The sequence below is a fragment of the Pontibacter lucknowensis genome (genome assembly GCF_900156415.1).
GTDB classification, from domain to species: Bacteria; Bacteroidota; Bacteroidia; order Cytophagales; family Hymenobacteraceae; genus Pontibacter; species Pontibacter lucknowensis.
In genome coordinates, this window is record NZ_FTNM01000001.1 from 73862 (window position 1) to 89550 (window position 15689).

Below are 15689 nucleotides of genomic sequence, written 5' to 3' on the forward strand. Positions count from 1 at the left end.
CTGTTTTTGTGAACGATGGACTTGTACCTTATTTGAAGCGGTAGCCTAGCACGATCTCGTGTGAACCGGCACTCTGGTGGCGCATGCGCGACACGGTGATGTCGTAGGTATAGCTCAGTTGAAACTGCTCCTGAAACTGCACGCCTACCAAACCCACGATCGCATCCTGTGTACGGTAAGAGACGCCTGCCCATACCTGGTCATCATACACAGTCTTCTGGCGACGCTTGCTCATGTGGTAGGCCGCTTTCATATTGAAGTCAGCCTGAACCGGGGCGCCCTGCACGTACTTCAGCAAAGCAGAAGGCATCAGCCGAATTTTGTCGTGCACATCGAAGTTATACCCGCCTGACACAAACAAGTGGCGCGAAAGGCGGCTAACCTCTTCTCCCCCATCCACTTCGTGTATCTTGTTGCCAAGCACCTGAAACAGGGAAACACCGAAGTAAAAGTCTTCTGAGTGCATGAATGTACCGAGCGTCAGGTCCGGCATAAAGGCGTCTACGCGGCCATGGTTCGTCACTGGGTCACGCTCGTTGGAGCCGTCTGCCAGGCGCACTTTGGCTGGATCGAATCGAAACTGCTGGAAACCTGCAGAAAAGCCCGACGACAGATAGATGCTTCGGTTCAGCGGCACGTGGTACGCATAGGAAGCCAGGGCACCGGTGCGAGTCGTTGGGCCTGTCTGGTCAGTGTACACCATACCGCCTGCCCCATGGAAGCCCTGCGTCTTGCGGCTGCGCTTCAGGTGTCGGTTAAACAGGGCGCCCTCTCCACTCAGGTAGAAGGTTTTAGGTGCGCCCTCAAAGCCGACCCATTGATTGCGGTAGCCCATCTTAACGTTTACATCCTTCTCAAACCCAGCTACCGCCGGGTTGAGAATGAAGTAATTGGTCATGTACTGTGAGTAAAGGGCTTTCTGCTGGGCCGATGCGGTGAAGGCAATCAACAAAAAGCAGAGAATTAATATATTATTTTTCATAACGGTCTCTTTCTAAAATGACGAAACTTAACGCATGATGGTCACTGATGTCTTAACTGCCGGCGTATCGTCACCGAACTCGATGATGGCGTAGTAGGTACCATCTGGCAGTCGCTTGCCGTTGTTCGTACCGTCCCATTCTTTGCCATATCCTCTCGACTCGAATACCGGGCTACCCCAGCGGTTGTAGATCGTCACTCTGCAGTTAGGGAAAGCCTCCGGCAGGTTGCGAATCACCCAGGTGTCGTTGATGCCGTCGCCGTTTGGTGTGAAACCGTTCGGAATGTCGAGTTCACCAAGGATAGTCACGTCAAACTCAACCTCTGTAAAACAACCGCTGGCATCACGCACTTTCAGGTAGTGTTTGCCACCGCGCAGGTTTAGGAACTCTGACTCGTTTACAAATTCTCCACCGTTAAGTGAGTAGACATATGGTGCCGTACCTCCGCTGATTGCGCTCACTTTAGCACTGCCTGAGTTAGGTTTACCTGGCATTCCATCCGTTACAGCCATTTCCACTTGCAGTGCGGCTGGCTCCTTGATCTCCACTGCACCCAATGTGATGGTACATGTAGAAGAGAAGCGGGTGATCACTTGGTAAGTACCCTTCGCCAGTCCTGTAAACTCCGGGTTTTTCTGGAAGGTCTTGCCATTGTCGACGCTGTACTCGGTGTTGGCTTCGCTTCCAGTGGCCTCGATCAGGATAGTACCGTTCTTATCGCCGAAGCAACTGATGTGACTCACATTCGCTACTTTGCTGGACAGACCCGCCACTGTTACCGGAACAGAGAAGGTACAACCTTTGGCATCTTTCACGGTGAGGGTATAGCTACCCGCCGCTATGTTCGCCAGGGTAGTAGAGGCAGAGAATTTAGTGCCGTCAAGTGAGTAGGTATAGGGCGCTGTGCCGCCTAGCACTTCCGTTACTTTCACTTCGCCGGCGGCATTGCCACAAGCAGCAGCCGATACGCTGAACTTCACATCTGTCAGCATTGGACTGTTTTGCAAGGTCACGGTTTGAACTTGTGTACAGCCGCTGGCATCTTTCACCATTATCTGGTACTCCCCTTCAGCCAAGCCAGTAAAGTTTGGCTCTGCTACGAAGTTGTTTCCGTCGATGCTGTAGGTATAAGGAGCCGTACCGCCTACGATCTCACTGATCGCGATGCGGCCGTTGCGCTCACCGCAACTGGCATCAGTGCCGGTCGCCGTGAAGCTTTCTATTCCACCGCTACTCTGCACTGCCTGCTCTACTGTGATAGCACAGCCTTCTGCGTCTTTGATCGTGATGGTATAAGTACCTGCCGTCAGGTTGCCGAAAGTAGCAGAGGCTTGGAAGCTACCCCCGTTCAGGCTGTAGGTATAAGGAGCTGTGCCACCATCTACTGCCGTTACTGTGATAGAGCCGTTGGTCTCGCCGCAAGCAGCTTTGTTTGCTGTAAGCGTCGCTTCTTTCGGACCTTTCTGCGCTACTGTTACAGTTGTTACCGCACTGCAACCGTTGGCATCCTGCACCGTCACTTCGTACTCACCTGGCGCCAGTCCTGCGAAGGCAGCAGCCCCCTGGAAAGCTGAGCCGTTGATGGAGTAGGTATAAGGAGCTACACCGCCAGTTACCTTGCTAACTGTGATGGCACCGTCGTTGGCATCGCAAGATGCCGCTATGGTGCTTGCAGTCAGAGCCGAAGGACCAGCTACGTTGCCCACCTCCACTTTCTTCTCGATGGTACAGCCGTTGGCGTCTTTCACGGTGATGGTGTGCTCGCCAGCTGCCACTGAGGCAAAGACTGATTCGCTTTGGAAATCACCGTCGTTCAGGCTGTAGGTATAAGGGGCTTTGCCACCCGTTACACCACTTGCCGTGATGCTGCCATTGGCTTCGCCGCAGGTAGCTGTGGTAGATGCAAGCTCAAAGCCAGACGGACCGGCAATGTTCTCGATCACCACCGCTTTGCTGAAGGTACAGCCGTTAGCGTCTTTGATGTATACTGTGTGGTTGCCTGCCGCCATACCTGTCAGCTCAGCAGAAGGCTGGAAGTTTGTTCCATCCTTGCTGTAGGTATAAGGAGCACGGCCTCCGGTCACTGCACCGATTGTTACGCTGCCGTTGCTGGCACCGCAGGTAGATGCTTTCACCGTTGTAGCGAATCCTTCCGGACCATCGGTGTTGGTTACCGTCACCGCTTTCGCGAAGATACAGCCGTTGGCGTCTTTCACTGTCACCAGGTACTCTCCGGCAGCAAGCGCTGTAAAGCGATCTGATGTCTGGAAGTTGGTACCGTTGATGCTGTAGGTATAAGGCGCTGTTCCGCCGTCTACGTTGCTCACGCTGATCTGTCCGTTGCTGTTGCCGCAGGTTGTGTTCTGGGCTGAAGCAGTGAGGTCGGTTGGCCCCGTCACATCGTTGATTGTGATGGTCTCAGTGTGCGTGCAGTCATTGGCGTCTTTCACGGTTACAGTGTATTCACCTGCTACCAAACCTGAGAAGCTGCTTCCGCTCTGGAAAGCGCCGCCGTTCAGGCTATAGGTATAAGGAGCGGCGCCACCGTCCACAGAAGTGATTCGGATACTGCCATTGTCGCTACCGCAGGTTGAGCTGTTGGTTGAGGCAACAAAACTGCCCGGACCGTCTTTATCAACTTTAACAGTGGTAGTTGTCTCGCAACCTTTGGCATCTCTTACTGTCAGGGTATACTCTCCGGAGGCCAGACCTGTAAAGCTGTTTCCGGACTGGAAGCTACCGCCGTTCAGGCTATACTCGTAAGGAGCCGTACCGCCTGTTACCGTGCCTGCCGTGATGCGGCCGTCGTTGTCGGCGCAGGTAGCTGCTTGTGCACTTGCCACTACTGTAGAAGGTCCGGCGATATCAGACACTGTGAAGGCCTTGCTGAAGGTACAGCCGTTGTCGTCTTTCACGGTGATGGTGTATTCTCCGGCTAACAGACCTCTGAAGGTTGGAGAAGCCTGGAAGTTTCTACCGTCGATGGCGTAAGAATAAGACTCCGTTCCACCTGAAACATTCGTTACCGTCAGTTCACCGTTGGCAGCGCCACAGGTAGAAGCTGTCATAGATACGGTCAGGTTAGTAGGTCCGGCAATGTTATCGACTACGATCTCCTCGCTGTAAATACAACCATTAGCATCTTTCACAGTTACCGTGTAGTTTCCAGCCAGCACATTCTCGAAAGTAGTACCCTCCTGGAAGTTGCTGCCGTCGATGCTGTAGGTATAGCCACCAGCTTCACCGGTTACACCTGTCACGCTGATCGTGCCGTTGGCGCTGCCGCAGGTAGAGGACGTGCTCGCCAGGATCATGTCGCTTGGACCAGGTACATCTTCTATCGTCACGACTTTGGCGACTATACAGCCATTGTCATCTTTGACAGTGATCGTGTGCTCGCCTGCCAGCAGTCCGGTCAGGGAAGCTGATTCCTGGAAGTTCACGCCGTCTTTGCTGTAGGTATAAGGCGCTGTGCCCTCTGTTACCTCACCCACTGTCACCGTGCCGTTTGCACGACCACAGCTAGAGCTTTTCAGCGTTACCACAAAGTCAGACGGACCCGGGATGTTCTCGATTGTAACAGACTGGGTATAGGTACAGCCGTTTTTGTCTTTCACGGTTACCTCGTAGGTGCGGGCCGCCAGGCCTGCGAAAGTAGTTCCGCTCTGGAAGTTGGTGCCGTCGATGCTGTAGGTATAAGGGGAAGTTCCACCTGTTACCTCACCGATAGTAAACTGTCCGTTGCTGTCGCCGCAGGTAGAAGCTGTTACAGTTATAGCCAGTTCGGAAGGACCAGCAATATCGCTCACCTGCACCTGGCGTGTAACCGTACAACCCTTGGCATCTTTCACCGTGATGGCATGCGTGCCGGCCACAAAGCCAGTCAGGGTAGCTGATTCCTGGAAGTTCATACCGTCCTTGCTGTAGGTATAAGGCGCGAATCCACCTGTTACTTCACCCACTGTGATGGTGCCGTTGTTGCTTCCGCAGGTAGTTGAAGTGGTCGTGCTGGCAAAAGTAGCCGGAACGTCATTCGTCACCGTCACCCTTGTCGTCACGGTACAGCCGTTGGCGTCCTTCACAGTCAGGGTATATTCTCCTGAGGCAAGTGCTCCAAAAGTAGTCTCTGATTGGAAGTCGCTGCCGTTGATGCTGTACTGGTAAGGAGCTACACCGCCTGTTACAGTACCTGCCGTAATGCTGCCGTCGTTGTCGTTGCAGCTGGCAGGGGCAAAAGTAGCTGCCACTGCAGTCGGGCCTCCGATGTTCGTTACAGTTATCTGCTTCGATACGATACAGCCATTGGCATCTTTCACGCGGATATTGTAGTTGCCCGCAGCCAGACCGGCAAACAGGTTCGACTCCTGGAAGTTCACGCCATCGCGGCTGTAGGTATAATCTGAAGTGCCGCCTGTCACGCCTGTTACTCTGATCTCGCCATTGGCAGCGCCGCAGGTAGAAGCAGTAGCCTCGGCTGTCAGGTTTGTAGGTCCGGCAATGTTATCGACCACAATCTCCTTACTAAAGGTACAGCCGTTATCATCTTTCACGGTTACAGTATACCTTCCTGCCAGTACGTTCCCGAAAGTAGTTCCCTCCTGGAAGTCGCCGCCATTCAGTGCATAGGTATAGGAAGAGGTTCCGCCTGTCACACCTGTCACACTGATCGTACCGTTAGCGCTGCCGCAGGTAGAGGATTCGGTTGCAAGCGTGATATCCGTTGGACCGGGGATGTTCTCTATCGTGATCGTCTTAGCAAACTCGCAATCGTTATCGTCGCGTACCGTGATGGTATACTCACCGGCAGCCAGTGCTGCAAATGAAGTTCCTGTTTGGAAATTACGTCCGTCGATGCTGTATGCAAATGGAGCCGTTCCGCCTGTCACCTCACCTACCGTGATGCTGGCGTTGCTGTCGCCGCAAGTTGATGCAGCAGCAGTCAGCTCAAAGTCGCTCGGTCCTGCGATGTCTTCTACTTCAACTGTTACTGAACCCACACAGCCGTTCTGGTCTTTCACCAGCACTTCGTAAGTACCAGCCAGCACATTTTCGAATACAAGGCCATTCTGGAAGTTAGGGCCATCGATGCTGTAGGTATACGGACCAACACCGCCAGTTACACCACTTATCGTGATGCGGCCGTTCGCGGCGCCGCAAGTTGTCGCAGCAGGTGTAGCCGTGAACTCAGGGCCAGCAATGTTGCTTACAGACACTGACTTGGAGAACACGCAGCCTTTGCTGTCGCGCACCCAGATGGTATGCGAGCCTGCTGCAAAACCCGTCAGTGTAGCGTTGGTGCTGAAGTTCTCTCCGTCTTTGCTATACTCGTAAGTACCAGTACCACCTGTTACAGTGCCCACCGTAATGCTGCCATTGCTGTCGCCGCAGGTAGAGGATACCGATGTGCTGGCAAAGTTGGTTGGTACGTTGGTGTTTACTTTTACTGTGGTGGTGACGGTACAGTCATTTCCGTCTTTAGCTGTTACGATATAGTCCCCGGAGGCTAATCCTGTAAAGTTTTTCGACTCCTGGAAGTTGGTACCGTCAATTGAGTAGGTATAAGTTCCTGTACCACCTGTTGCCGTACCAACCGTAACCGAGCCGTCGTTGTTTTGGCAGCTGGCTGCCTGGGTGGTGGCCGTTACTGCTGTAGGTCCGCCGGTGTTGGTTACATTGAACTTCTGCGCGAATGTACAGCCTCTGGCATCTTTTACCGTAATGGTATACTCACCGGCAGCCAATCCTGTGAAGAGATCGCTTTCCTGGAAATTCACGCCATTACGGCTGTAGGTATAGCCCTCAGTTCCACCAGAAACACGGGTTATACGCAACTCACCGTTAGCGGCACCGCAAGTAGAGGCTGTCATTTCTGCAGTCAATCCATCCGGACCGGCAATGTTATCCACCGCTACTTCTTTGGTGAAGGTACAACCTCTGGCGTCTTTCACTGTGATGGCGTAGGTGCGTGCCGTTAAGCCTGCGAAGGTAGCCGACTCCTGGAAGGCGCCGCCATTCAGGCTATAGGTATAGTCAGATGTACCGCCGGTTACTGCACTCACTGTGATCGAACCGTTGCTGTTACCGCAGGTAGATGATACTGCAGCCAGCGTGATATCAGTTGGGCCAGGGATGTTGGTTACTTCAATTGTCTGAGTAGCTACGCAGCCTTTTCCATCTCGCACTGAAACAATGTACTCTCCGGCGGCCAGGTTCGCGAAAGAATTACTGTTCTGGAAGCTGCCATTGTTCAGGCTGTACTGGTAAGTACCCGTTCCGCCTGTCACATTGCTCACCACGATCTGTCCGTTGCTGTCGCCGCAAGTGCTGGATTCAGCCTCTGCCACAAAGCTTGGGCCTGCCACATCCGTTACCGTAAAGTCTTTGGCAAACGTACAGCCGTTTTCGTCTTTTACCGTGATGGTGTAGTCATCCGCCAAAAGATTCGAGAAAGTAGCTGACTCCTGGAAGTTCACGCCGTCAATAGAGTAGGTATAGGTTTCTGTGTTGCCGGTTACCCCTGTCACCGTCAGGCTACCATTCGGGCTGCCGCAGCTGGAGGCTGTAGCAGTCGCCTCGATATCAGTAGGACCAGCGATGTTACTTACTGCAATCTGGCGGGAAACCACGCAGCCTTTGCTGTCTCTTACCCAGATGGTGTGGGTAGCAGCGGAGAAGCCTGTGAGGGTGTTGTCGTCACTAAAGTTCTGGCCGTCCTTGCTGTACTTGTATGGACCTGTACCACCTGTCACCGTGCCCACCGTAATCGTACCGTTGCTGTTACCGCAGGTAGATGACTTCGTGGTGAAGGCAAAGGTAGTTGGCACGTTCGTACCAACTGTGATGGAGCGGGTGATGGTACAGTCGTTCTCGTCCATCACCGTCACGGTATAAGGACCAGCGGCCAAACCGTTGAACACATTGCTCGTCTGGAAGTCCCTTCCGTTGATCGAGTAGGTATAGGTACCAGTTCCGCCGGACACATTGCTCACCGTAATGCGGCCGTCGTTGTTGTTACAACTGGCTGCCAGCTGGGCAACTGTCATTGTTGCTGGACCAGGTACGTTGATGATGGTAAAGGTTCTGGAGAAAGTACAGCCATTGGCGTCTCTCACCGTGATCACATGCTCTCCCACGGCCAGGCCAGTGAAATCAGGGGAATCCTGAAAGTTCACGCCATCGCGACTATACCTGTAACCACCGGCAGTACCTGTTACGCCGGTCACGCTGATCTCACCGTTTGCGGCTCCGCAGGTTGTGTTGCTTACCGTAGCGGCAAAGTTGGTAGGACCGGCAACGTCTGTCACCGTTACTTCCTTGGTGAACTCACAGTTCTTACCGTCTTTCACTGTGATGCGGTAAGTGTTAGCCCGCAGGTTTGCAAATGTATTGGAAGCCTGGAAAGCGCCGCCGTTGATGCTATAAGCGTAAGTCCCGCTACCGCCTGTTACTTCACCTACTTCGATGCTGCCATTGCTGCGACCGCAGCTGGAGGCATTGGCCGTGAAGGCAAAATCAGAAGGACCAGGTATATTTTCGATTATTACTTCTTTAGAGAAGGTACAGCCACGGGCATCTTTTATAGTAATAGTGTGCGGGCCTTCTGCCAGCCCAGTCAGCGTAGCAGACTCCTGGAAGTTCTGCCCGTCTTTGCTGTAGGTATAGGTACCGATTCCTCCCTCAATGCCACTCACAACCACGGTTCCGTTGGCATTGCCGCAAGTAGCTGCAGTTGGCGTAGCTGTAAAGTTGGTTGGAACGGTTTGCACCACTGTTACAGATGTGCTCACAGTACAGAATTTGTCATCACGTGCCGTCAAGGTATAGGTACCAGCCGCCAGTCCTGTAAAAATAGTACCGGTTTGGTAGGTGCCATTATTGAGTGAGTACCTGATCGTGCCAGTACCTCCTGTTACACCTCCCACTGTAATAGTACCGTCGTTGTTGTGGCAACTGGCTGCTGCAGCGGTAGCCGTTACAGCTGAAGGTCCTTCTACGTTGGTCAGGGTGAACGATTTGCTGAAGGTACAGTCGTTAGCGTCTTTCACTGTGATGGTGTAAGCTACTCCGGCAGCAAGTCCTGTGAACGTGTTGCCAGTCTGGAAAGCCCCTCCGTTTATAGCGTATTCGTAAGTACGGTTACCTTCAGTAGTCACGCCCGTCACCTGGATCTCACCGTTGGCGTTGCCACAGGTAGTGGCTTTGAGCTCGACATTGAAATCAGTAGGACCCGGCGTGTTGGTGATGGTCACCTGCTTGCTGAAGGTACAGCCCTTTTCGTCTCTCACCCACACCGTATGCGTGCCGGCAGCAAAGCCGGTAAGTGTAGGGGAAGACTGGTAAGTCTGGCCATCTTTGCTGTACTCTGGCGTACCCACGCCACCTACAACGCCAGAGATCGTCACAGTACCGTTCGGGTTGCCGCAGGTAGAGGCCACCGGCGTCGCGGTAAAGTTAGTCAGCGTTCGCTGCTCCACAGTAACTGGGGTAGTGATCGTACAGCCATTGATATCACGGGCTGTTAAAGTATAGTTTCCGGAGGCGAGGCCTGTAAAGGCAAGTTCGTTCTGGAAATCCCGGCCATTAATAGAATACTGCATCGCACCGGTTCCACCTGATACAGCGCCTGCTGTGATGGTACCGTCATTGTTGTGACAACTGGCTGGGGCCGAGCTTGCAGTTACTGCAGTAGGACCGGGTACATTCGTCAGAGTAAATGACTTGGTGATGATACAACCATTAGCATCCCGCACCCGGACGGCATAAGCTGTTCCGGCGGTCAGACCAGTAAAAGTGCTTCCTGTCCCGAAGGTGCTTCCGTTCAATGAGTAAGTAAAACTGCGATTTCCCTCTGTGGTCACACCTGTTACCCGGATTTCACCATTGCTGCTGCCGCAGGTAGTGGCTTTTAGCTCTACTGCAAAGTCAGTAGGACCCGGCGTGTTGGTGATGGTCACTTCTCTGCTGATGGCGCAGCCCTTTTCGTCTCTCACCCACACCGTATGCGTGCCGGCAGCAAAGCCGGTAAGAGTAGGGGAAGACTGGTAAGTCTGGCCATCTTTGCTGTACTCCGGCGTACCCACGCCACCGACAACGCCAGAGATCGTCACAGTACCGTTCGAGTTGCCGCAGGTAGAGGCAGCCGGTGTAGCTGTGAAGTTCGTCAACGACTGCTGCACCACTGTCACTGAAGTAGTCACTATACAGCCATTCACATCTCTTGCCGTCAAGGTATAGTTCCCGGAGGCGAGGCCTGTAAAGGCAAGTTCGTTCTGGAAATCCCGGCCGTTGATGGAGTACTGCTTGGTGCCCGTTCCGCCTGTCACTTCACCGGCTGTAATAGTACCGTCATTGTTGTGACAACTGGCTGGTAATGCAGAGGCAGTAACGGCCGTTGGACCAGCTACATTGGTTAGTGTAAAGGACTTGCTGAAGGTACAGCCGTTGGCGTCCTTCACCGTGATCGTATAAGCAATTCCGGCAGCCAGACCAGTGAAGATGTTACCTGTCTGGAAATCAACTCCGTTTATGGAATACATGAAAGTTCGGTTACCGGAAGAGGTTACGCCGGTTACACGAATCTCGCCGTTGCTATCACCGCAGGTAGTAGCTTCGAGGTCAACCGCAAAGTCAGTAGGGCCCGGCGTGTTGGTGATGGTCACCTCTCTGCTGATGGCGCAGCCTCTTTCGTCTCTCACCCACACCGTGTGGGTATCGGCTGTAAAGCCGGTGAGCGTAGGAGAATCCTGATAGTTGCTGCCGTCCTTGCTGTACTGCAGTTCACCTACACCACCTACCACATTAGAAATAGTGACAGTGCCGTTCGGGTTGCCGCAGGTAGAGGCCACCGGCGTGGCGGTGAAAGCAGTTAGGGTCTGCTGCTCAACGGTAACTGAAGTACTAATCGTACAGCCGTTGATATCGCGAGCTGTCAAGGTATAGTCACCAGTTGCAAGGCCAGTAAAGGTAGTACTGGTCTGGAAGTCTCGGCCGTTGATGGAGTACTCCATCGTACCGGTGCCGCCTGATACCTCGCCAGCTGTGATCGAGCCGTCGTTGTTATGGCAGCTGGCTGGGGCCGAGCTTGCCGTTACTGCTGTTGGCCCAGGTATGTCAGTTAGCGTAAAGGACTTGCTGAAGGTACAGCCGTTGGCATCCTTGATGGTTACCACATAATCGTTGGCAGCCAAACCGGCAAATATGTTGCTTACCTGAAAGTTTTGTCCGTCTATACTATAGGTGTAATTTGGCGTACCACCTGCTGGAGTTTTTACAGTTATCGACCCATCGCTTCTGCCGCAGGTTTCGTTTGCTGTGTCGGCCGCAAAATCTGTTGGGCCGGTTACCTGGGTTACGGTGAAACTCTGTGTAATACCACAGCCTTTCTCATCGGTTACAGTTACCGTATAGGTGCCTGCACTTAGATTATTAATAGTTGCCGTAGTGGCACCATTGCTCCACTGGTAGCGTACAGTGCCTTGAGCGCCTGTGACGTTTGCCGTGATGGTACCTAAGGTACCGTTACAGATAACAGGCGTACCTTCCAACTCCACCTCCATATTATAAAAGGTGATCAGCACCTCGTCGCTTACCGGTGAACAGTTGCCATTGCCGGTCGATGTCAGCCTGAGTCGTACGGATCCGGCGTTTACATCAGCAACGGAGGGCGTATAGACTGCATTGAGATCATCTGCATTAGAGAAAGTACCGGAACCACTTGTAGTCCAGTGGCCACCTAAAGCTGCTGTCACCTCACCTGATAGCTGTACTGTACCAGAGGCACAGGCCAGTTGATCTTCTCCGGCGTTGGCTGTCAGGTTGGTTACGACATTTACAGAAGCCGAGAATTCTTTACAATCTTGAGATTTTTTTGGCACCACGGCAAACTTATAGGTGCCAGTTGTGGTAGCATTATGGCTGATACCACGTCCTACCTCACTACCGTCTGGCCCATACCAGAAATAGTCGAAACCGGTAGCCTGATCGCCACCGGTGACAGTTCCGGTAAGTTGAACCCCGCTCCCCCCGGGACAAATAATGGCTGGCTCAGGTCCTACTGAGACGACGGGCTCTGGGTAGAAGAATACTCTAACTTCATCAAAATAGGGGATGTCCTCGCACTCTGAGTCGTTAGACTCACCACTTACTATATAATCAACGTAAGCTGGTGCAGTAGCATCTGGCGTTACTATTGGGTTTTTAGATCTAGGATTACTCAAAAATCTTTCGTAATTCTGACCTGATTTATCTCTCCAGATAACGGTGCCGTCTAGAAATGAATCTGGTGCATTAAGCACAGCAGAACAGCCCATTGTTACAGAGACGTCCTCAACCGGAATGAATGCTGCTGTAGATATTATCTTATATTCATGCCCTGCCTGACCTGGCATACATAGCGTGATAATATGTGGGCCAACACCTTCCGCACAGATAGGCTCACCGATGGTAGCTGTGCGTCCGTTACATTCATCGCTCCCATTGTTCAAGCGATACGTCATGGAACCATCAGGCTTTGGACCTGATACAACTAGAAGCGATAACCCTCCAGATCGAGGATGAAGTTTCACCCTAAACTGAACGCAGTTTTCCTGTTGCTTCGCTCCGCAAAGCCGTCCAAATCTGTCCACATCTTGAGTATCTTCTCTAGAATCCCATGTAGCATTAGGATCTCCAGATAAGTCTACATCGATAATAGGTGTGGTTCTTTGCGCAAACACATCAGGGGAGGCTACTAGCTGTAACATCCCTAAAAGTAAAATCGCAAGAAGGTGGTAAATTTTCCGAGTAGAGGTTATTTCCATACGGGTGGGGTTAGGGTGAACGAAGTTGTTTTCATGTTAGTAGGTTTTATTTGCATGTTCCGCATGCCACAAAAAAGGTTTTAATCTGAAACATAAAAATGATTTACTATATATAAAATTGTATTAAATAAATACAAGACAACAAGAAAAAGTTAAACCACTCTTCCTGCCTTTGTTGTTAACTATTAAAAACAGTGATGAAAATGTCAGTATTACAAGACTGCGTTTTTGGTCAAAAACCTTCCTAAGAGCTTATTTTCAATATGTTATCACCAATTAACAGTCTAATCGAAGGTAAATTAAACATTATTTTTGATTCTGAACAATACAAAATATATTTTATAAAATATATAAACTGACAGCCACAATAATTGAACTAAACAAATAAAAAACAAAATTATAACACTGCATACACTTAGTTATCCTCCAACTGTACCACCTGTTACAGCGGGAGTTAAACTTATGGGGCTGATGCTAAAAAACATTACCTTTGCAGCATCTCTCACTTAAGAAAGATTCTGATATGAGCGCCAAAAGCTTTGAGCTGTTACTTGATACCGCCTTCGCCCCTGAAACACCGCAAGTTTTTGAGGAGCCGGCTGCTGTTGTATACCAACAACTGGAGCAAGCACTTAAGAATGCACGCTTCAAGGGAGGGCAAGTTGGAGACGAAGTTGGGTTTCGGTTCGAACGCCTGCGACTTGGAGTGGCTATTGCCTTGATCAAGGCCTATGCCCGACTGGCTGACAACGAAGGCGCGAAAGATGTCCTCCAACTCTTACAGGAAGCAGTGAAGGCCAAAAACACCCGCGAGATTGACAAAATCATCCAGAAAAAGATAGGCCTGTTTGACAACCTCTACCACGAGATCTTTGTGAATGAGCAGCGTGAGCACCTGCTGGCGTTGTTTGAGCAAACGCTTGATGCCGCCTCGAAAGAGGAAATCGATGAACTGATCCTGGAGGGACTGGAAGCACTACAGGAAATCGACTTCGATAACATCCAGCACGACGACGATGACAATGAGCCACTCGACGATGACTTCCTGAAAAGCATACAGTAATATTTAGCCTGCTACAGGTATATGGAGATCACGCTGACAACCCCTGCCCTGCTGTTTCCGGCCATCTCGCTGTTGCTGCTTGCCTATACCAATCGCTTTATGGCACTCGCCAACCTGATCAGGAGCCTGAAGAGCCGTTATGCCTCTACGCATAGTCAGCTGGTATATGGCCAGATCGAAAACCTGCGTATTCGGCTGGTGCTGATCCGGAGTATGCAGGGTTTTGGCATTGCCAGTATGTTTGGTTGCGTATTCTGCATGTTTATTCTATTTGCAGGCTATACCACAATAGGCAAATACACCTTTGGCCTGAGTCTTTTGCTGCTGATGATTTCACTTGCCTTGGCCCTTCGCGAGATCCAGATCTCAGTAAAGGCGCTGGAGCTCGAACTGGATGATTTGGAGGAGACCTCTGCTCCATAACCTTTCAGGCTTTTCCAAAAGAGGCCGCTATACCTGTATTTCCATAACTGACCCGTCTCCAAAAAGCTTCAGGCACAGCATGCAGGTATAAATTACCCATCATTGCGTACCTTTGCACATATTTAGTTTAGAGTTAAAAGTTAAGCCTTAAAAAAGCTACTACTTACTGCAGATTAACTTTTAACTCATAACTCTTAACTGTCATAAATGAATACCAATCCAAAGCATCTGGCCATCAAGGATTTTGTGTACGAGCTGCCAGATGAGCGAATTGCCAAATACCCGCTGCCGGAGCGTGACCAGTCGAAGCTTCTCCTCTACCACAACCACACCATAGCGGACCATACCTTCACCAGCTTGCCCGACCTGTTGCCAGCCGGCAGTTTGCTGGTGTTCAACAATACGAAGGTGGTGCAGGCTCGCCTGATCTTTCATAAACCAACTGGTGGCGCAGTGGAGATTTTCTGCCTGGAGCCGGTTAAGCCCCACCGTGAAGTACAGCTGGCTATGCAGCATACACGCAGTTGCACGTGGAAATGCCTGGTGGGCAACAACAAGCGCTGGAAAGAAGGTGTACTGAAACTATTCTTTGAAGGTGGCGTGGTCACAGCCGAGCGCGATGCACAGCAAGAAGGTCATTTCCTGATCCGTTTCACGTGGACTCCCGCAGAGCTTACTTTTGCCGAAGTGCTGGAGCGTTGCGGACGCTTGCCGCTGCCTCCCTACCTCAACCGCGAACTTACACCTGAAGATCGCACCCGCTACCAGACCATCTATGCCCGCAACGAAGGTGCCGTAGCTGCCCCTACTGCCGGACTTCATTTTACAGACCAAGTAATGGCATCTTTGCAAGCCAAAGGTATAGAGAGCACCTACCTAACCCTGCACGTGGGCGCCGGTACTTTCAAGCCTGTGAAGGCCGACACCATGGAAGACCACGAAATGCACGCTGAGCAGCTGATGGTCTCGAAGCAGGTGGTGAAGCAACTGTTGCAACACCTGGGTCAGCCCATTATACCTGTCGGGACAACTTCGATGCGCAGCCTCGAGAGTCTATACTGGCTGGGCACTTTGCTTCAGCAGCAGCCTGGCTTAAAACCAGAAGAGCTGCATGTAACCCAATGGCTACCTTACGATATTAGCACACCTCCTGCCACAACCGAAGCACTGCAGACTTTGCTCGGATACATGGAGCTGTACCAGGTCGAACATTTGCATGCCAGCACCCAGATCATCATCGCGCCGGGCTATACCTTCCGCATCTGCAGCGGACTAGTTACTAATTTCCACCAACCGGAGAGCACACTCCTGCTACTCGTATCTGCCCTTATCGGTGGCGACTGGAAACAGGTATACCAGCACGCCCTGGACAACGACTACCGCTTCCTGAGCTACGGCGACAGTTCGCTGCTGCTACCATAA

5 protein-coding genes are annotated in these 15689 nt (G+C 51.7%); 3 read left to right on the forward strand and 2 right to left on the reverse strand.

What is annotated here, in order from left to right; all coding sequences use genetic code 11:
• Window positions 1–28 precede the first annotated feature (28 nt).
• The gene (locus BW972_RS00285; RefSeq protein ID WP_076420309.1) at window positions 29–982 is read right to left on the reverse strand and encodes a PorP/SprF family type IX secretion system membrane protein; all 954 of its coding nucleotides are present in this window, start codon (window positions 980–982) and stop codon (window positions 29–31) included.
• A gap of 27 nt (window positions 983–1009) precedes the next feature.
• A complete protein-coding gene (locus BW972_RS19680; protein ID WP_159439829.1) occupies window positions 1010–12199 on the reverse strand; it encodes a T9SS type B sorting domain-containing protein in 11190 nt (3729 codons plus the stop codon).
• A gap of 1105 nt (window positions 12200–13304) precedes the next feature.
• On the opposite strand from BW972_RS19680, the gene BW972_RS00295 reads away from it, so the two are divergent.
• The 3 genes from BW972_RS00295 (at window position 13305) to BW972_RS00305 (ending at window position 15689) form a co-directional block, all read left to right on the forward strand.
• Complete coding sequence (locus BW972_RS00295) at window positions 13305–13844, forward strand: hypothetical protein (RefSeq protein WP_076420313.1); 540 nt, start codon at window positions 13305–13307, stop codon at window positions 13842–13844.
• Between the two features lie 21 nt (window positions 13845–13865).
• On the forward strand, window positions 13866–14267 hold the full coding sequence (locus BW972_RS00300; protein ID WP_076420315.1) for a DUF2721 domain-containing protein: 402 nt from the start codon (window positions 13866–13868) through the stop codon (window positions 14265–14267).
• Window positions 14268–14474: 207 nt separating this feature from the next.
• Window positions 14475–15689: an S-adenosylmethionine:tRNA ribosyltransferase-isomerase gene (locus tag BW972_RS00305; RefSeq protein WP_076420318.1), complete on the forward strand. Its 1215-nt coding sequence runs from the start codon at window positions 14475–14477 to the stop codon at window positions 15687–15689.

Coding starts and splice junctions, on each gene's coding strand:
- BW972_RS00285 (WP_076420309.1), bottom strand. CDS start 982: ATGAAAAATAATATATTAATTCTCTGCTTTTTGTTGATTGCCTTCACC.
- BW972_RS00300 (WP_076420315.1), top strand. CDS start 13,866: ATGGAGATCACGCTGACAACCCCTGCCCTGCTGTTTCCGGCCATCTCG.
- BW972_RS00295 (WP_076420313.1), top strand. CDS start 13,305: ATGAGCGCCAAAAGCTTTGAGCTGTTACTTGATACCGCCTTCGCCCCT.
- BW972_RS00305 (WP_076420318.1), top strand. CDS start 14,475: ATGAATACCAATCCAAAGCATCTGGCCATCAAGGATTTTGTGTACGAG.